15 protein-coding genes are annotated in these 20,216 nt (G+C 44.8%); 11 read left to right on the top strand and 4 right to left on the bottom strand.

The window, feature by feature from the left end; translation table 11 throughout:
• Nucleotides 1–205 precede the first annotated feature (205 nt).
• The 4 genes from QQK21_RS14820 to QQK21_RS14805 are packed head-to-tail and all read left to right on the top strand — an operon-like array spanning nt 206 to nt 6,354.
• Nucleotides 206–1,597: an HlyD family type I secretion periplasmic adaptor subunit gene (locus tag QQK21_RS14820; RefSeq protein ID WP_284192961.1), complete on the top strand. Its 1,392-nt coding sequence runs from the start codon at nt 206–208 to the stop codon at nt 1,595–1,597.
• Between the two features lie 45 nt (nt 1,598–1,642).
• On the top strand, nt 1,643–2,305 hold the full coding sequence (locus tag QQK21_RS14815) for a transglutaminase-like cysteine peptidase (RefSeq protein ID WP_284192960.1): 663 nt from the start codon (nt 1,643–1,645) through the stop codon (nt 2,303–2,305).
• 6 nt (nt 2,306–2,311) lie between these two features.
• Nucleotides 2,312–4,222 carry a bifunctional diguanylate cyclase/phosphodiesterase gene (locus tag QQK21_RS14810; protein ID WP_284192959.1) on the top strand — a complete coding sequence of 637 codons (1,911 nt, stop codon included), beginning with the start codon at nt 2,312–2,314 and terminating at the stop codon, nt 4,220–4,222.
• Between the two features lie 17 nt (nt 4,223–4,239).
• The gene (locus QQK21_RS14805) at nt 4,240–6,354 is read left to right on the top strand and encodes a type I secretion system permease/ATPase (protein ID WP_284192958.1); all 2,115 of its coding nucleotides are present in this window, start codon (nt 4,240–4,242) and stop codon (nt 6,352–6,354) included.
• Nucleotides 6,355–6,436: 82 nt separating this feature from the next.
• On the opposite strand, the gene QQK21_RS14800 is transcribed toward QQK21_RS14805, so the two are convergent.
• Nucleotides 6,437–7,033 (bottom strand): GTP cyclohydrolase II, encoded by a 597-nt coding sequence (locus tag QQK21_RS14800; protein ID WP_284192957.1) that lies wholly within the window; start codon nt 7,031–7,033, stop codon nt 6,437–6,439.
• A gap of 360 nt (nt 7,034–7,393) precedes the next feature.
• Nucleotides 7,394–9,931 (bottom strand): glycosyl hydrolase family 18 protein, encoded by a 2,538-nt coding sequence (locus tag QQK21_RS14795; RefSeq protein WP_284192956.1) that lies wholly within the window; start codon nt 9,929–9,931, stop codon nt 7,394–7,396.
• Nucleotides 9,932–10,331: 400 nt separating this feature from the next.
• On the opposite strand from QQK21_RS14795, the gene QQK21_RS14790 reads away from it, so the two are divergent.
• From QQK21_RS14790 to lodB, 6 genes are all read left to right on the top strand, one after another.
• Nucleotides 10,332–10,979: a DUF2057 family protein gene (locus QQK21_RS14790; protein ID WP_284192955.1), complete on the top strand. Its 648-nt coding sequence runs from the start codon at nt 10,332–10,334 to the stop codon at nt 10,977–10,979.
• 270 nt (nt 10,980–11,249) lie between these two features.
• Nucleotides 11,250–11,681 carry a hypothetical protein gene (locus QQK21_RS14785; protein ID WP_284192954.1) on the top strand — a complete coding sequence of 144 codons (432 nt, stop codon included), beginning with the start codon at nt 11,250–11,252 and terminating at the stop codon, nt 11,679–11,681.
• Nucleotides 11,678–12,277, top strand: a complete 600-nt coding sequence (locus tag QQK21_RS14780) for an SCO family protein (protein ID WP_284192953.1) — start codon at nt 11,678–11,680, stop codon at nt 12,275–12,277. The genes QQK21_RS14785 and QQK21_RS14780 overlap by 4 nt, the downstream gene beginning before the upstream one ends.
• Complete coding sequence (locus QQK21_RS14775; RefSeq protein WP_284192952.1) at nt 12,277–12,726, top strand: copper chaperone PCu(A)C; 450 nt, start codon at nt 12,277–12,279, stop codon at nt 12,724–12,726. Before QQK21_RS14780 ends, QQK21_RS14775 begins: the two co-directional genes overlap by 1 nt.
• 345 nt (nt 12,727–13,071) lie before the next feature.
• A complete protein-coding gene (gene lodA, locus QQK21_RS14770; protein WP_284192951.1) occupies nt 13,072–15,162 on the top strand; it encodes a CTQ-dependent lysine 6-oxidase LodA in 2,091 nt (696 codons plus the stop codon).
• A gap of 5 nt (nt 15,163–15,167) precedes the next feature.
• A complete protein-coding gene (lodB, locus tag QQK21_RS14765; protein ID WP_284192950.1) occupies nt 15,168–16,298 on the top strand; it encodes a lysine-epsilon-oxidase maturase LodB in 1,131 nt (376 codons plus the stop codon).
• Between the two features lie 75 nt (nt 16,299–16,373).
• Here lodB and speB read toward each other — a convergent pair whose 3' ends face one another.
• Both speB and speA read right to left on the bottom strand, forming a co-directional pair.
• Nucleotides 16,374–17,309 carry an agmatinase gene (speB, locus tag QQK21_RS14760; protein WP_284192949.1) on the bottom strand — a complete coding sequence of 312 codons (936 nt, stop codon included), beginning with the start codon at nt 17,307–17,309 and terminating at the stop codon, nt 16,374–16,376.
• Entirely contained in the window at nt 17,310–19,220 is a 1,911-nt protein-coding gene (speA, locus tag QQK21_RS14755) for an arginine decarboxylase (protein ID WP_284193064.1), read from the bottom strand.
• 638 nt (nt 19,221–19,858) lie between these two features.
• Between speA and QQK21_RS14750 the strand changes: the two genes are divergently transcribed.
• Nucleotides 19,859–20,216 (top strand): hypothetical protein (locus QQK21_RS14750; protein WP_284192948.1); only part of this gene is annotated, 358 nt, incomplete at its 3' end.

The raw sequence follows: 20,216 nt of genomic DNA, 5'->3' as shown, positions 1-20,216 counted from the left end.
CACTCAACTATAGATTACGGCAGCAAAAATGATCTAGTTCAAATCTGACCGTAACGTAGAACACTGACCCAACTCAGCGCACAAATTACGACTTTTCTCTCATTTAAGTGTTTGATACTCCAATAACTTACTACTGCATCCCGACAAAATTGGCTATTCTTATGACAAGACTAAAACAATACAAAAGATCAATAGGAATCGTTCGATGACTCAAGGTAACTACAACAAACTTTCTAATAGTGAGCTTGAGTATGTGGATGATAAAACCGCCGCTTTGTTGCTCAATACGCCCAGCAGTGCTCGCGTGATGCTTTGGGTGATGGTGTTATTTTTAATTCTAGCCAGCGTTTGGGCTTCTTGGGCAAAGATAGATAAAGTCACCGTCGGAGAAGGTAAAGTTGTCCCCTCTTCTCAAATACAAGTAGTACAAAACCTTGAAGGGGGGCTGGTTAAAGAAATCTTAGTGCGTGAGGGCCAGTCAGTTCAAAAAGGCCAACAACTGCTACTTATTGATGACACACGTTTTCGGTCCGACTTTCGTGAGCGTGAACAGCAAATTGCCAATCTTACTGCCAGTGTTTTGCAGCTCTCTGCGTCTATAACCAGCGTCACCGTCAATGAAAAATTCAATCAACAATTGTGGCAAAAAAGTGTCGAAATTAATTTTAACAAGTTAGCATTCCCACCATCTTTGGTTGAAAAACAACCTCAATTGGTTGCAAGACAACGAGCACAGTACCAACAAGACCTCACTAGCCTAAACAATCAAATTTCTTTGATTGATCAGCAAGTCAAACAAAAGCAGCAAGATTTGGTCGAGATCCAAGCGCGAGTGAAAAATTTGCGTGAAAGCTACAACTTTGCCAAAAAAGAGCTTGAGATCACTCGTCCCCTTGCTGACGAAGGCGTAGTACCTCAAATCGAATTATTGAAATTGCAACGACAAGTCAATGATACACAAAGAGAAATGACGTCTAGTGAACTCAAAGTACCCGTGCTCAAATCTGCCATCCAAGAGGCTCTGTTAAATCGCATTGATGCCGCGCAGCAATTTCGATCTGAACAACAAGAAAAGCTCAATCAAGCGCAAGATAAGCTCTCCGCCCTTACTGAGTCGAGTGTTGGCTTGGAGGATAGAGTCAATCGTACTGTGGTTATTTCACCAGTGATGGGCACAGTCAAAACACTCAATATTAATACCGTGGGAGGGGTCATACAGCCTGGAATGGATATAGTAGAGATAGTGCCAAGTGAAGACACTTTGTTAGTTGAAGCCAAAATAGCGCCACAAGATATTGCCTTTTTGCGGCCAAATTTGCATGCGATTGTCAAATTTAGCGCATATGATTTTACTAAATACGGTGGACTTGAAGGTAGCCTTGAACACATCAGTGCCGATACAACAACCGATGAAGAGGGTAACAGCTTTTATCTTGTACGGGTAAGAACCAAAGAAACCAGTCTCAATAATGATGATTCATTGCCCATTATACCGGGCATGACGGCATCCGTAGATATCATTACAGGGAAGCGAACCGTTATGGAATATTTATTAAGGCCTATCATTGGTGCCAAAAACAACGCGCTTAAGGAATAAATATGCTTTCAGCTTGGCTCCACCAAATACATTAGCAGCAGTGACATGAAGTTTTTCCTTTCTATCCTATTGCTTGTTTTGATCTCGACCACTTCACAAGCGCTTAATACCCAAGAACAGCGTTGGGTTGACGCTGTGCGCAAAACCTATGGGGAGCGAGCTGGAAAAAGAGTCGAAACTTGGCGTCGAGAAATGGTGCAGTTTAAGCAACTACCGGAAGACCAAAAACTGGTAGAGGTCAATCGCTTCTTCAACCAGCTCAATTTTGTTAATGATGACAGGCTTTGGGGCAAAAAAGATTACTGGGCGACACCGCTTGAGTTTCTTGGCAGTAGTGGCGGAGATTGTGAGGACTTTACGATTGCAAAGTACTTTTCACTGCTTGAGCTCGGCGTTTCGGATAGAAAATTAAGACTCGTTTACGTTAAGGCAATACGATTAAATCAGTTTCATATGGTGTTGGCGTATTATTCAAAGCCCAGTGCAGAGCCTGTCTTGCTCGACAATATTGATCCTCAAATCAAAAGAGCATCAAAACGCAGAGATTTACTACCCATATACAGCTTCAATGGTAAAAATTTGTGGCTAATGAAATCAAAAAAAGGACAACTGGCGGGAGAGTCATCGAGGCTTAGCTTATGGAATGACCTCAGGGCCAGAGAAAAATCACTCAAATTGAATAAACCAATTTTGAATTACGATGAGTAGGCAATAATGACTTTATATAAACAACTTGTCGCGGGGATGATAGCTGTATTTCTGATGCTAATGGGCTCAGTCTTTATCATTGAATTTAACACCACGCGAAACAACCTGATTCAGCAGCAACGGTCAGAAATGAACAATACCATCAACACAGTTGGTCTCGCTTTAGCTCCCTACCTAGAGAGCAAAGATAAAATTGCCGTAGAATCTGTGGTCAACGCATTGTTTGATGGTAGTAGTTACTCCGTTGTGCGCCTGATTTTCTTAGATGATGGCGAAGAAATCATTCGTTCCTATCCAGTGAAACCTCTCGATGTGCCTAGCTGGTTTACCGATCTGCACTTGTTCGACCGCATCCATGATCGACGAGTCGTGACCAGTGGTTGGATGCAACTCGCGGAAGTTGAAATTGTCAGCCACACTGGGGACGCCTACACCCAATTATGGAACGCATTTGTGCGCCTAGGAATGGCGTTTAGCCTTATTTTTGCCGTTGGTTTGCTGTCGATTGCTTTTATTCTCAAGCGCGCCCTACGTCCGTTACAGCTCATTGTGACAAAAATGGAGCAAGTGGCACGTAATCAGTTTGGTGACCCACTTCCTCGTCCTTCCACCAAAGATCTTATCTATGTTGTCGATGGCATCAATAGTATGTCTGCACAAGTTGAAAAGTCGTTTAAAGCTCAAGCACAAGAAGCACAAAAACTAAGAGAGCGCGCATACATTGACCCTGTATCTAGACTTGGTAACCGTGCTTACTATATGAATCAGCTCAACGCATGGTTAGGGGAAGGGGGTATAGGCGGTGTTGCGCTCCTTGAAGCGAGCTTTATTCATGACCTCTACGAAGAGAAAGGCTACAAAGCGGGTGATAGCATGGTAAAAGAGCTTTCTGATCACTTGAGCGTGTCATTGACCTATCCAGACATTACCATTGCCCGCATTTCTCCGGAAGAGTTTGCCTTTATCATCCCTAATATGAGCGAGAATGAACTCAAAAGCGTTTCAGAAAGAATTGTCAACTATGTCCAAGGTATTAACCCTGATCCCACAGGAATGGCAAAATCCAGTGTGGCACTTGGGGTTGTGTACAATGAGGTACCGAAAGATACATCCAGCATCCTCACTATGCTTGACAATGCTTTAGCAACAGCGAAGTCTGATCCTGAAATTACCTATGGCTACGTCACCAGCGATAGCTCAGAAAATCTAATGGGTAAACAGCAATGGAAAGCGCTCGTTGAAGAAGCGATAAGCAATGACTGGTTTAAATTCCGATATCAAGCGGCGAACGATGGCGGAGGAAAAACCTTCCACCGAGAAGTCTTCTCCGCAATTGAAAGAGATGGGGAAAGATTTAGTGCCAACCAGTATATGTTTGCTCTAGAACAACTTCATGCGAGTCACTTATTTGATGAATACGTGATAAAAACCATGGTTTCACAACTCGAACAAGGCCTGTTCTCAGATCCGGTTGCAATAAATATCTCGCAAAGCAGTATTGCCGAGCCCAGTTTCATTCGTTGGGTTACTCAAATACTAAGCCGCCACAAATCTGTCGCGTCACTGCTGCATTTTGAAATTCCTGAAAACTGCTTTGTGAATACGCCTCATCATACTGCGTTATTTTGTAACGCCATTCGCAATGCAGGAGCAGATTTTGGGGTGGATAACTACGGACGAAATTTCCAGTCTTTAGATTACATCAACGAATTCAGACCTGCTTATGTTAAAGTTGACTACCTTTACACTCACCATTTAGATGAAGAGAAACAACAATTTACCCTAACTTCCATTTCACGTACCGCTCATAACCTTGGTATCAAGACCATTGCATCTCGTGTGGAAACTCAGGCACAACTCGACTTTTTGGCGGAGCACTTTATCGATGTATTCCAAGGCTTTATTGTAGATAAGTAATAAGGTTAAAGTCATCAATGCAAGATCCTTTACTCAACTCACTCATATACATCAGCCGCTACTACGGATTGGCAAACTCACCCGAAGCGCTGATCAATGGCTTACCTCTATCTTCAGGGAAACTGACGCCCTTTCTCTTTCCTCGGGCAGCCGATCGCGCAGGACTTGTCGCCAAAGAAAATCGCTCACAACTGACGGATATTTCTGAGCTAGTTCTGCCCGTTGTGTTGATTTTAAAAGGGGGGGATGCCTGTGTTTTGAACTCAATCAGCACAGAAAAGCAAGAAGTCGAGGTCGTGACCGGAGAATCAGGCTTAGTGCCCATTTCCATACCATTTGACGAGCTCAATGAACTCTATACTGGCCGCTATTTCTTAGTTAAAAAACAGTTTCGTTACGATGAACGTTCACCTGAAATTTTAAAAACTCGTGAAGGCCATTGGTTTTGGGGAACATTGTGGCAGTCAAAAAATATCTACCGCGATGTGTTCGTCGCTTCAATATTGATCAATCTGTTCGCCATTGCAGCACCTATGTTCACCCGTCTGGTGTACGACAAAGTTGTCCCTAACTTAGCATTTGAAACCCTCTGGGTACTGGCAAGTGGAATCTTTGTTATATTCTTATTCGATCTTACTCTGAAAATTCTTCGCAGTTATTTTATCGACATCGCGGGGAAAAAATCCGACATTCTCATCTCCTCCAAACTGTTTAGTAAAGTCATGGGGATACGAATGGAAGCCAGACCCCCTTCTGTCGGTGCGTTTGCCAGGCACTTGCAAGAGTTTGAATCGATTAGAGAATTTTTTGCCTCAGCAACTATTGGAGCTCTAATCGACCTTCCTTTTGCCATTTTATTTCTGGTTTTGATATGGCTAATGGCAGGTAACTTAGTCCTTATCCCAATACTAGGGGTTTTCATTCTAGCCACCTATGCACTCATTATACAGGGACCACTCAAACGCTCGATTGAAGAAGGTTCACGCCTTGCGTCACAAAAGTATGCCAATCTCATTGAAAGCTTAGTGGGTTTGGAGACTCTCAAACTGTTTGGCGCACAAAGTCAATTCCAATTTAAATGGGAAGAAGCCGTTGCTCACATGTCCAATTGGAGCATCAAAAGTCGACGAATTACCGATGGAATCCACAACACCGCAGGCTTTGTTCAACAAGCCTCCAGCATAGGCATGATTATTCTTGGGGTATACTTGATCGCAGATGGTGAGCTCACAATGGGTGGCCTTATTGCCGCATCCATGCTAAGTAATCGTGCTATTGGCCCTATGGTTCAACTATCGCTACTCTCTGCGCGCTATAACCAAGCCAAATCTTCTCTGACTATCATCGAACAGATAATGACACTGCCGGACGAGCAAGAAGAGGGAAAGCGTTATATTCATCGCCCTATTGTTAGAGGCAAGATTGAATTAGACAAAGTGACCTTTCATTACCCAGACTGTCCTATCGCTTCAATACGCGACTTAAGTTTAACAATCAATCCCGGAGAAAAAGTCGCAATTATTGGTAGAATAGGGTCAGGTAAGACAACACTTGAGCGCCTTATTCTCGGTCTATTCAAACCAACGGAAGGCCATGTTCGTATCGATGACACTGACATACAACAACTTCATCATATCGATATCAGACGTAATATAGGGTGTGTGCCACAAGACAGCCAGTTATTCTATGGTTCTATTCGCGACAACATTACGCTTGGCCGCCCGCTCGCCGATGACCGAGATGTGCTAGATGCGGCGAATCGAGCAGGGGTCACCGCCTTTACCCAACAAGATCCTGCGGGGCTAGAACGGCAAGTGGGCGAAGGTGGATTGTTACTCTCCGGTGGACAACGCCAAGCGGTTGCCATTGCCCGAGCTTTTCTCAATCGGCCTCCTGTTATGATATTAGATGAACCAACCAGTGCTATGGATAACCGTTCTGAAATGCATATTAAACAGCAGCTTGCTCAGCTAAAGCCATCAGAAACTTTGGTATTGATTACCCATAAAACTTCCATGTTGGATGTGGTAGATAGAATCATTGTGATGGAAAAAGGAACAATCATCACCGATGGCCCGAAAGCCGAGGTTCTGAATAACTTAAGACAGGGCAACATTAGAGCGGTAAATTAGACGTGCAAAATATCTAAGTAAGCATGAAGAACAAAGGTTTCAGCAGAGGAAATACCGTCTAGATGCTGAAACCTTATACCGACTAAACAATTAACGAGTGTTTACCATGACATGCTTTTGCTTTTAGGTAGCTTTCATTACCATCTTTAATGTGTGCAGAAGTGTTGACTACCTCGGCAATATCAATACCATAACATGCTAGTTCGTTAATCTTCTTAGGATTATTTGTCACTAGGCGTACCTTAGTAATACCAAGCGCACTTAACATCTGAGCAGCTTCGGTAAAATCACGAAGATCATCATCAAACCCCAAATGATTGTTTGCTTCATAAGTGTTCATACCCTGACTTTGCAAACGATACGCATCAATTTTGTTGTATAAGCCAATACCGCGCCCTTCCTGACGCAGGTACAAAATAATACCGCCAGCCTCCCCCATAAGGTTAATGGTTTCTTCAAGCTGCTCCCCACAATCACATCGAGAAGAATGGAACACGTCGCCAGTAAGACATTCTGAATGCATTCGCACTAACGGTGCTTCCTGCAGTTTGTCAGCTTGTTTAAATATGACTGCCACGTGCTCTTTATCCGTCTTAAGACCATGAAAAGAGACAATTTCAGCATCAATGTTGCTTTGCTGCCCGACTTTAAAGTCTACTCGTGTACGTACTTCTGACATATCTATACTCACCTTATTGTTAAAATATACCTAGCTATCACACTTGCTGAACATTGCTTTATGCTAGTGATGTAATAACATAACTAATGACAACTTACCTTATTAGACTAGGTGAATATCAAATTCATATCAAACTTGTTTCATTTTTATTTTGGATAAAATTATCACAAATCAATATAAGTTTGAAAACTCAAATATTTAATCTTTATGTACAAAATACGGTATCTAAACTTACTGTTTAAATGACCTTAAACAGACGAAATCATAAGACGAGATCAGCATGTGGGTTGACAGAGTTTGAGGTAAATAGACAAAGGCAGCGCACACGGTTTGTCATGTGCGTTGCCAACAAGTTTTGATTCAATCTGTAGAGCAGTTAGCGGGGCCAATGTCTTCCCACACACCCCACGGGCCAGATTGAGAAGGATTTTCACCTTGTGTCCACCATCTGGCTTGCCACTCTCTTTGATCCCAAGTAACTTTATTACCACTGGTGTAAACCGTTTGAGCGTTCCAAAGGTTGTCGCATTTTCCTCCCCCTGTGCCTGCTTTTTCTACAACAACCGTTGCGGATGCCACAGAACTAACCTTTGAATCACTGACACTCACACTAAAGCGTAAAGCAGTATCTTGATCATATTCAGCAGCCATAAAGCTCACCCGCGCACCATCAATATCCACTTTTAAATCAGATGGAATATCCCAACGAAATAGCAGTGGATCGTTATCTGCGTCAGTCGAACGCGAAGCATCGACAACGACACGTTCACCCGCTTTTACCTTCTCTGGTACCGATATTCGCGCGACAGGTGCTGTATTGCCTGGACCTGTGTCTTTTGGTTGAACTGTGATCATCAGGCTGTCATCTGACGTCGCTCCATCGTTATCCGTGACCACCAACTTGAATGTCAGTATTTCAACCTTTGTTACTTCCAAAACGTTGACGTTCGCTTGAGACATATTCTTACCCGATAGAGAGACCGGAGTACCGCCAGTCTGCTCCCATAAGTAACTTGAAATCGTGCCATCAGAATCGCTTGAGCGAGAACCATCTAGCGTGACAGAGGCTGGCCCAACAACTGTCATGTCTGGCCCCGCATTGGCAACAGGGGCCCGATTAGTAGGCTCTCCACCAGCCAAACCTTCATGCATTGCGTTGAGAATGTCGCCGTTATCCGCATCAATTTCCCATGAGAATAAACCCGCCAGACCCAAACTTCGAGCATAGGCCCCTTTCACTTTCACCGATCGATCATCGTCAAACGTGATCAGCTGACCAGAGGTTGGATTCCAAACCCAAGGCGCTTCAGCTTGAGTGTCATAGCCATATTTAAAGCCATTAACCCCAGATTTGTTTGGACCCAGCATGTAAGTCTTGATGCCTTTGTAATCAATTACCCCTTCTTCCCACACACCTTGCTGCGTTGAACCTTTGAGCTTGCCTGTCGCTGTCCCTGTCATTGGGTCATTAGGATCGCTCAACGTATCTGGCGTAACCCCTTCCCAACCTCGGCCATACATAGCCGTACCCAGCACCAACTTATTGGCTGGCACGCCCTGATCAAGTATGAGTTTTATGCCATTGTCACCCGTGTAGGCAGGGCCTTTGTATGGGACACCATCACCATCAACGCCAGAACCATCGCACTGACCTGGGCGCATGAACGTGCCACAATAAAGTGCGGTTTGATGGCCGGGTACATTGTTCCAACCGCCATAAAAGTCGTAGGTCATGGCAAAGATGTAGTCCATATACTGAACGGCATCTGCATAATTCACATCTTCAATTTTGTCATAACCGACACCAATAGCCGAGGTCAGTTCATAGGTACGACCCGTATCTCGCTCTAGCTGATCGAGCATAGCGCGTAACTCTCGCATTAAAGCCACGTAGGCAGGGCCGTCATTAACTGGATCGCCTAAATCGGGCGCTGCGCCACCACCGCCTGGAAATTCCCAGTCTATATCAACACCATCGTAGAACTTCCAAGTCGTTAAAAATTTCTTCACTGACGCAACAAAAGTGTCTCGATTGGCCTTGTTCGTAAAATCGTAAAAGGGATCAGATAGCGTCCAACCACCAACCGAAGGGATCACTTTCAGTTCAGGATAACGCTGTTTAAGCGCCATCAACATGGCATAGTTGCCTTTAATGGGAGAGTTAAATGTGTGGCCTGCCTGAGCAAAGCTTTTTTGATATGCCGCCCATGGATCGTGAATGACGACCTCATAGTCTGGTACGCCAGTACAAGCCGTCTTCAACGCCTGATAGCTATTTCCCCCGACCGACTTAAGCGACTCATTGGGACCACATATGGGTATAAATCCGTAAAGTATATGAGTTAAATTGTGTGCTGGAATGTTATCAACGGTAAAATTACGCCCATAGATGCCCCATTCGACGAAATACGTACCAACAACCGTATTAGGCTCGAGAGTGTATTGATTATTATTGGGATCGACATTCATTGGCAGTGGGTCTAAATGAGCACCATCAGTATCAGCAACCACCAAAGTGGCCGGAGCACTAGCACTGCAGCCGGTAGCATCACATGCCTCAACGGTTAGTTGATAACGTCCACCTTGAGCGTATTTGAAGCTAGCCGTGGTTTGGCTTCCTGTTATCTTGCCGTTGGCAACCTCAACACCATCAAAATAGACCTTGTATGCATCTCCTGCTGTACCACTCCATTGGTTAAACTTAATATTAATGTCTGCTTGATCAAAATACTTCACCATCTGGTTGTATCCAGAAGTGGTATCCATCGCCAACTCTATCTTAGAAAATTGAAGATTATTTGATCCATAGACATCAATCGTTGGGGCTGCAGGCAATGCCATTACTGAGCTCGACGATACCAAAGCGATACTTACAGCATACAAAGTCATCCTATTCATAACTGTCTCTCTTATTGCTTGTCAATCTCCCTAAACTGGGAACCTTGTCGTCTATCCCTATCCGCAAACATCCCTAAATAGGTGCGAAAATCGGTCAGATCTATCCTTCGGCTACATTCCGATGAACATAAATTGAGTATTTAAGAGACTTTTTTTTTGATGAAAAAAATAAACCTTGTTTTCGAGGCAAGCTTAAAAATTCGCCGAGCAAATTTACTCTGTTACATACTAAAGTGGATTTCGACCCAAAATTTATAAATTATCACTATGGTTAATGATCCAATTATTAGCTATCAAAGTTAACTTTCCGTGAAATCTTATCACTTTGACATTTATCTAATTGAAATATCCTGTATCACTAGGCAAAGTGTCCCCTTACCAAAACTAAGTGGATCGAGTCATGAACATCAAAACCACATTTCTGGCTGTGGCAGCACTGACTGTAAGTAGCCTAGCTGTAGCAGACGTGACAATCACAGTGCCAGACACGATAGATGTCTTGGTTGTAAACGATGGCAAACCAGAGTTTTCTGGGAGCTTTTTCTCCGCAACAAAAACCCTCGTTTTACCCGATGGAGAAAATCAACTCCTATTCCGTTACCAACCATATTTCACACAAGGTAATGATCGTATCATCCTTGAAAGCGATCCGATTATCGCCAAATTCAATACTCATGATGCCGAACTTAGTTTCAAGCTACCAAAATACAAAGATCGTTTTGAAGGCGAAAAAGACATCAAAAATGTCCAGTGGCAACTCACCACAGCGAGTGGCTCTGCGCTAGCCGTGACAGAAGATAAACTCGTCAAAGACGGCATGCAAATTGGCCGAAATTTCAAATTGGAACTGGCTGACTATAACCGTCGTGGCGGTGTGGCAGCGGTGGCTCCTATTGCAGCGGTTTCTCAACCTTCGGCCCCAAAAGTGACCAATGAGACGTTGGCAACAGATTCGACAGCAGAAGAAATGCTGCACTTTTGGTACAACAAAGCCGATGCGGAAACACAATCTCGATTCAAACAGTTCTTGCTAAGCAACGACTCGTAAGACTGCATTGCCAGCGTGTTTGAGCGCTGGCTAGCTCTGGCCGCCCTGTAGAAATTCGATAGCATTGCTGCTGATTTTCAACGAGACAATTAAAACTATCTCACCAATCTCCCTACCTCAAGCAAGGCTAACTCAAGATATTATCTCATGGTGGATCAGAAGCTTACACTTGCTCAGGCATTGATGAGCTGCACAAATTTCTGAGCAAATTTCGCCATTGACAAACATCCGGTGATAGGATCGGCGCTCAACCAAAAATGAGAATACTCCGTGCCGTCAATACTTAAGCCGCTTGCTATTGTCTGTGCATTAGGCGCAGGTTTCTTTGCTAGTGACGTTTATCAATGGTTTAACATACGAGCTCACGTCAAACCTTTGTCAGAATATTGCCTTGTCACGACTCAGGCTTGTGAACTTGGTAATATTCGTGTAGAAGCTGATCGCGATATTAGCCAACCTTTGGTACCGACTAAAATCACGGTTGATTGGCCTAATAGTACTAAGCAACAAAGTTTACTCATCACGTTGCAAGGTTATGAAATGGAGATGGGTACCCTAATGTTTACACTCAACAAAAGCGGCGCTACTCAGTACAGTGGCCTCATCACGCTGCCAGTCTGTACTCAGAATACGATGACTTGGGTCGGCGAGATTACCGATGGTCAGGATACTATGAGCGCTTCTATTAGGATGGAAAGATGAGCAAAAAATGGTCTTTGATCTTGGTCGCTGCATTTGCGCTGGGATTTGGCATCAACTCTTATTTGGATTCACAACCCGAAGTCGAAGCTCAAGTGTCACCAGATGATAACGTCATCCTGTTTGGAAAAGACGACAAGCCTGTGAGCATTTTCGACCAAGAAGACTCAAGAATTCGTATCGTTTACTTTGGTTTTACGCGCTGCCCAGATGTCTGCCCAACCTCGCTTGCCATGTTAGCTGGCGCACTAAACCAAGTCGACGATTCTATCACATCAAAATTTAGACCCGTATTCATCTCTTTAGACCCAGAGCGTGATGCGGCAGCAGACTCTTACAAATACGCGCAGTATTTTCATCCTATGATCGAAGGATTGTCGGCACCTCTGGATGTCACGACCCCTCTCGCTCATAAATACGGCGTTATTTTCCGTAAAACTCAACTAAAAAATTCAGAGCTGAAATACACACTCGATCACAGCTCTTATTTCTACTTCCTAAAACCAGACGGCAAGTTAATCACTAAAGTGCCTCACACGCTTACGCCTGCACCTCTGGTACAAGCAATGAAAACACTTACTTCACAAGGAAACTCGTAATGAAGTTAAAAGCTTTAATTCTAGCCTCTCTCGCTCTTAGCCCATTTGCTCATGCGTGCGAAGATATTATGTTGTCACACACTTATGCGCGCGCAACACCACCAAATGCCGCAACCAGTGCTGTCTTTAGTGAAATCATCAACCACAGTGACAAAGACCGCGTGATTGTCTCGGCAACAACAGAAGCCGCTGGGAAGGTAGAATTGCATGATGTCATTAAAGAAGGCGACGTGATGAAAATGCGCCAAGTGGATCAAATCACGATCCCAGCCAAAAGCACGGTAGAGCTTAAACCGGGCAGCTTACACATTATGTTATTCAATCTGAAAAAGCCGTTCACTGAAGGCGAGAATATTGATGTCACCCTGACCTTTGCCAACGGTGAGAAAAAAGTCGTTACCGCACCAATCAAAAAGGTGATGAGCGGCATGCAGCACCAGCATCAATAAATCGCCTCACAACATACACACCAAATTCAAGGTGTGTATGTTGCTTTCTAGTCCCTCCCTAACCCCTGCCAAACAATCGCATGACTTGCACATCGGCTTTCGCCCTCTCATCCCCTACCCCACGCTTCAACTGGGCCAGCACTCATTGAGTCTGAAAAAGTTTACAGCATCCACGTTGTGAATATTGGCAGAACGGGGACACACAAGTGTGCACCTATTGTTCTTGCTGCTAGAGTTAATTACTCCGCTGAAGCCGTATCCCAGTGAAATAAGTACGCACGGTAACTTAATTTCATCTTTACGTGCGTGATTGTGCAGTAGTTAATGTATCTAAAGGATATAAATATGAACTATTCTCTTCACCCTTCAGTTGGCGTCGCAAGGCTTGGTAATAGCGATGGCCAGTTTTATTTGGCTCCTAACGAAATTGGCGGTATGCCATTTGAAGCCGATGAGTGGGGCAATAAAATTGATAGACCCGTTAACCAGTTTAAAGATGCCAAGGGGCAGATCCGTCGCCAAGGCCAGCCATTTCAAATTTTTGACGATAATCATAACGAAATAACGCTTTCAACTGATAACGTAAAGTCAATCACATGGACAGTACATATCGCCAATAAGAAGGCGGCGTGGTATGAATTCAATGAGCTGCAAGGCAATTTGTTATACGGGCAAGATAACAGTTATGCCGCCCGTAACACGCCGCTGCGCAATGCCAACGTTGAAGGCACTGATCGTCGTGAACTCATCATTGATCCAGGGCCACGTACCATTTCTGGTGCACATGCCAAAGCCGTATTTGACCAAGCAAGTGCCCCCGACAATTACCCTGTCAGCTTTCCTCCTAAACCAAGCCAAGGGACAGAAGTTAAGTCACTCGGTGATATCATCACTGATAACCAAGGCCGTTTAGTGGTGATCGGAGGTTATGGTCATGCAGGCGGCGATCAACCACTTGAATCCTACGGGGGAGCAGACACTTGGCACGACGACATCGCCGATGGCACCGTATATTGCCAACTGGTATTCAACGATGGTCGCGAAGTCAATTTATCTGCATGGGTCATTGTCGGCTCGCCTGATTTTGCGCCTGAAATTGTCAATATTTCAAATCTAAGCGACACCATGTTTGATGTGGCCATTCGTGAACAAAACCTATGCCCAGAAATGTACCGTAATGGCGAATTCCAGCCTGATTATCCCGCTAACTATTACCGTGATATCGAGCCAATTATTCAACGTATCAGCCGTTACCAATGGGTCTCAAACGTACAATCTATGTCGGCATTTGTCTCCAATATCTTTGACTTTAAAGATAACTCTGAAGAAAACAAAGCAAACCGAGAAGCTTACTTTAACTATTTTAGAAAGCCAGTAGACCCTGCCACAGTACAAACCACTCCGCCACTTGATCAAACCAACCAACAACTCTTTGAGTATGGCACTGAGGGGCATCTCCCATTAATGCCGCTTAACTCAGGCAGTAACTCTGTCAGTAACGCGGAAAATAATATCGTTGATAAGTTTTTGACCCTTACTCAAACGCAGTACTTCTTGCTAAGCCAATGGGCAAAAGGTCAATTTTCTAGTACGAGTCCAGTCAGCTCTGATGATGTACAAGATAGTTTTGGCTTGTATTACGTTGATCAAGGCAGTGTCGGCAATTGCGTTGGCTTGCCTATGTGTCCAGGCATTGAGGTGACTTGGAGTTTACAAAATCCCGCCGTCTACCAAGCGCCCTATCAAATTAAAGATCAAAGCGCTGGTAAAGGTTTTCCAAATGGTCTGGACCCAACTCGAGATGAGTGTGAAGGCGGCGGCTGCCAACCCGGAGACTTAACCAAACGTATGGCATGTCCATGGCAAGCTGACTTTTTCAACTGCACGGTACAAAACGTCAATTTCACTGATCCAACCGTCAACAAAGTCAACGCGGGCACAGACGACGACCCACACATGGTGCCACTAGCTCCGACTTACTACAGCTACTGGTGGCCACCACAAAGCCCTTGGGATGTACTCACAAGTCAGTATGACGACCAAGCATTGTCACATCTACCTGCCGGTGAGCAAGTGAACTATGCTCGTGGGATTAATAGCTTTGTCCAAATGGTTGAACACTGGTCTGCACTTGGCTTTATTCGCAATCACAATGCCGATGAGCCAAACTTCCCCTACTTCACCGAAACTGAACGCAATCATCAGTTATTTGCTTACAAAGACGTCCCTGTTTCTGATATTACTGGCAATCCTGCTGATGATGGTACCGATATCCCCGTGTTCTATATTCCAGATAACCTTAAAACCCATCTTTCATCTGGCTGTAATAAAGCCAAGGCGATGCTCAAAGGTTTGGAAGAAAAAATGTCGCTACCTATCACAGCAAAACCTGCGGGCAGAAAAACGCCTCGCAGTGGCAGACGCATAAGACGGTAATCAAAATGACACAAGCACACCACTGTGATGTGCTGGTTATAGGTGCTGGCCCAAGTGGGGCCAGCGCCGCATTAACCTTGCTCACTCACACACCATTATCCGTAATATTAATTGAGCAGTCAGATTTACAAAAACTCAGAGTTGGCGAGAGTGTTTCTGCAAGCCTATTTTCAATCATTGACTATCTGCAAATTCAAAGACGCGATTTTGGCGATGATTGCTTTAAACCCACTCAGGGAAACAGTGCTTTTTGGGGCAGTGATATTTCTGCCAATCGGCACGCTATTTTTGCCCCCGACAGAGCAACATATCAGGTAAACCGTGAAGTCTTTGATATGACGTTACTTGAGCATGTTGTAGAACGTGGTGGCACCCTGTTTCCAAGGACGAAAAGTAAAGGGGTTCACGCGTTAGGGCGGCGCGGCTACCGTGTGGACGTCAGCCACCCTCAACATGGTAAGTTTAGTATTACTTGCCGCTATCTGATTGATGCATCGGGTCGTAACTCATTAATTGGTCAATCCCTTGGTGCCTCAGTGCGCCAATATGATAGGTTAACGGGGGTCGGGGCTTTTTTTAATACCCGTCACGCCTCACTGGAACAGCGGCAACTGATAGAAAGTGATGAGTTTGGCTGGTGGTATAGCGCAGCACTTTCTGAGAATACCTTGGTTGTGACGTATTTTAGTGACTTCGAGCTGATTGCCAAACAGCGGTTGAATCGTATCGCCGGTTGGCAACAACACCTAGCACGAAGTCACCATATGTCAGCGTGGGTTGACGGCGCGAGCAGTATTGACGACACACTGTGGATAAGGCCTGCGGGCACACACTTTTCTCAGTTTACCCAAGTAGATAATTATATTCCTGTCGGTGATGCGGCATGTGCTTTCGACCCGATTTCTTCGATGGGACTTGGGTTTGCGATGGCCTCTGGGTGTCAAGCCGCCAGCGTGATAGGCAATTCAGCAACGCCGCAAAAGCTAAAGGAAAATTGCCGAGTCTACCAAGACGATTTAGCTCGCCAATTTGAACAGTACATGAAACTAAAGCAGCAATTTTATACCAAAGAGCAGCGATGGCGCCATGCCGAATTTTGGCGCAAGCGCCAGCAAACCCTCACCCAAGTTGCTTAGCTGATTGGGCATTGATAGGAGCCCTATACGTCTAGTATCCGCGTTTAGGCGCTCCCAGTTATTGACCTTGCCTGCTTAGAATTCAGAGTTGAATGCTTTATTGGCTGCCCAAGCGTACATCAGCTCAAGCGCGATAGTGGCACCAGCCAGCGCTGTCAAATCACTTTGATCGTATGGAGGAGAGACTTCCACGACATCCATACCAACGATATTGACGTCTTTTAGGCCACGAATGATTTTCAAAATCTTATCCGAGTTCAAACCACCACAGACGGGTGTGCCGGTCCCTGGCGCAAACGCGGGGTCCAAACAGTCGATATCAAAGGTTACGTACACTGGCTTATCGGCCACGATACGGCGAATATCGGCAAGGGTCTCATCGACACTCATGTCGTTTGCTTGCATCGCATTGATCACGTTAAAACCGTGACCTTCTTGCTTGTACTCTGTGCGAATACCAATTTGTATCGAATGCTTAGGAGAGATCAGCCCTTCGTTTGGTGCATGATAAAACATGGTGCCGTGATCATAGCTGCTGCCATTCTGATACGTATCGGTATGAGCATCGAAATGGATGAGTGCCATTTCACCATGATGTTTCGCGTAGGCACGCAAAATCGGCAGTGTAATAAAGTGATCGCCTCCCAAACCAAGCATCGTCTTACCGCTTTTTAGGATCGCAGAAGTGGCGGCTTCCATACGATAAGTAAAATCTTCTGCATCACCACAATCGAAGACAAGATCGCCACCATCAACCACTTTGATTTTGTCGAATAGGTTGAAATCCCACGGGAATTTTTTGCCTTCCCACGCAAGATTTACCGACGCACGACGGATAGCATCCGGCCCCATGCGCGCACCAGGGCGACCAGAGGTGGCCATATCCAGCGGGGCGCCAAACACAACCAGATCCGCATCTGCTGCCACAGGGTCTTTGACATACGGACGACGCACAAAACTCATCGAGTTTGAGTAAAGCGAATGATCCGTTTTAGTAAACAAGTCATCCATTTAGAAATCCTCTAAATAGGTGTAACCAGACAGACCTTGCTCAAGCTCTGCTAGAATCTGTTGCTGTTCTTCTTGGTCAACGCGCTGCGATACCAAAAACAGATAGTTTTTACGAATCTGGTCTACATCAATGTGGACGTAACGCATCATGTCTTCGACGGTATCACCTTCGTTGACAAAATCGATGTTTATTTCGCCTTGATCGCCAACATTCACAACGACACTATGGGTATCACCAAATAGGTTGTGCATGTCACCGAGGATTTCTTGATACGCACCGACTAAGAAAAAGCCCATCAAATAAGGCTCATCCTCATTCCAAGCGGGTACAGGCAGCGTACTTTCGATACCCTGACCATCCACATAGGCGTCAATCGCACCATCTGAATCACAGGTAATGTCGAGCATAACGGCACGGCGATCCGCGGTGTTTTGCAAGCCAGACAATGGCAAAACAGGGAATACCTGATCAATACCCCAAGAATCTGGCAACGATTGGAATAATGAGAAATTGACAAAAAATTTATCCGCTAAGCGCTCTGACAATTCATCAAGAATTGGGCGATGGAAGCGGTTTTTTGTGCTCATCAAACGATTTAATTCGTAGTAGATACGCAGCGATGTTTGTTCTGCCCACGCGCGATGCTCAAGGGTCAACACCCCTGTCGTAAACTGAGAGTGCACTTCAGCCAAATCACTTTGCGTATCGTTGTAAATCTCGATCAGTGCTCGGTCATCGGTGCCATTGTGCAAGTTCAACCAGCTACGCCACATGTTGTTCAGTAGATGAGGGTAATCTTCTTCTGGCTCAGTAATCGCTTCAGGTTGGTAGGTTTCTGTACCAATCACGTTCGTGATCAGCACTGCGTGGTGCGCAGTCAACGAACGTCCTGACTCAGAAATGATCACCGGCATGGGCTGCTCGTAGTCTTTACACACGTCGCCAACCGTGTTGACAATATTACGCGCGTACTCCAACAAGCTGTAGTTCATTGAGTTGGAAGATTGGCTGCGGGTTCCATCGTAGTCAATCGCCAAACCGCCACCCACATCAAAATAAGCGATGTTTGCGCCCAAGGCTCGCAGCTCACAGTAAAAACGCGCCGACTCATTCACCCCATTACGTACATCACGAATGTTCGCCATTTGCGAACCAAGATGGAAATGCACCAGTTGCAAGGTATCTAATTGATTTTCTTGTTTTAGGCGATCAATGGCGTTGAGTACTTGTGACGCTGAGAGACCAAATTTCGACTTCTCGCCGCCGCTGGCTTGCCATTTGCCTGCACCTTGAGAAGCAAGACGAATACGAATGCCAAGACGTGGGGTAACGCCCAGACTTTTCGCTTCCCTTAACACAAGGTCCAGTTCAGACATTTTCTCAAGCACGATAAACACTTTGTGACCGAGTTTTTCACCAATCAGCGCTAAGCGGATGTACTCACGGTCTTTATAACCGTTACACACGATAACAGAGCTGGCGTGCTGAGCCATCGCTAAAACGGCAAGAAGTTCAGGTTTACTGCCTGCTTCTAAGCCTAGCTGTTTGTTTTCCAATTGGGCTTGGCTGGCAAGAATCTCATCGACCACTTCACGCTGTTGGTTTACCTTGATTGGGTACACTAGCAGGTATTTGTTTGGGTATTGATACTCTTCAACAGCCTGATTAAACGCGTCACAGATTGAGTGCACACGTTGATGGAGGATTTGAGGAAATCGAACCAGCACAGGTAAATTGAGCTGACGCTCTTCTAACTGCTTAACAATTTTGCTTAGCTGAATCTGGTGGGTATTATCACTACGTGGTGAAACGTACATTTCACCTTGGTCATCAATACCGTAAAACCCTTGACTCCAGTAGTGCACGTTGTAATCGGCGCGAACGCGGTCTAATTTGGATGTTTGTTCCACATCTAATCTCACAGAGTATATCCGACATACAGCAACGGATATTAAGAACAAAACATGAGCGGAAGGTCCCCCTCATGGCCTTGCACGCTACGCGTGTAGCGCGAATTAACGGACAATTTGTCACCTGAGTCTAATGAATAAAATTTGTTTTCACGACAAGAGTTTATTATGGAAGAGATCGGCCAAGCGTTGCGTTTCTCGTAAGCGCCATTCACGAGTGTTTGCCATCCCTTCTCAATTGGGAGCAATAACAAAATAAGTGACCGCTACGATAGTGCCCAAACAAGTCATTGAACGCCAATAATAGCCAACACCCTAGTAGAATGATCAATGCGACGCCGTGGAGTGATTGACAACCTAGACCTCAAGATGGGAACTTAGCTTATTTGTGCCCCAAAATCATTTAGTAAATAATTCTTGACTACTTTCGTTAAGTCAGTTCTTGACCTACTTTTCTTAATGGCAGACTATGAGTCTAGTTGAACACTCAAGACTATGCAGACATGTTCTGCAATTTGTGAGTGCAAGGAAGGATAAGACTTACAGAACAGTATGTTGCTGGTGTGGTATCTGTATTTTCTAAAATATTAGAAAGACAATGTCTGCTGAAAAAACACTGTTAGGCATCAGGAGTTAAAATGCAGAAATCCGATCAAGTGTCTTTGTATTTTTTGTCTGATTTAGAGAAATTTAGGATCTTTGTCGAGCTATCAGAACGCCATTGGTCTGAAGAATTAATTAAGTACAACGAATCTGATATAGAAAGTAACGAGTCTGTTTGTTGGGATAGGTACAAGTATCGCGATGATTTAGGCGCGCACTTTCAAGATGTATTTCCTCAATACCAGAAACAATCCTTTTTGCTCATGTTAGTATCGCTTTTTGAAGACTATCTAAACCAACTGTGCCACAGCTTTCATTTTGAAAAAGGTTTAAATTGTAGTGGTTTAATGATCCCGGACACCAAATTAGGTGGTAAAGTTTCCACCGTAAAAT

This window comes from Vibrio zhanjiangensis (assembly GCF_030161235.1).
In the GTDB taxonomy this organism is placed as follows: Bacteria; Pseudomonadota; Gammaproteobacteria; order Enterobacterales; family Vibrionaceae; genus Vibrio; species Vibrio zhanjiangensis.
Note: the sequence above shows the minus strand (reverse complement) of the source record. Positions and strands in the feature narration are given on the sequence as shown.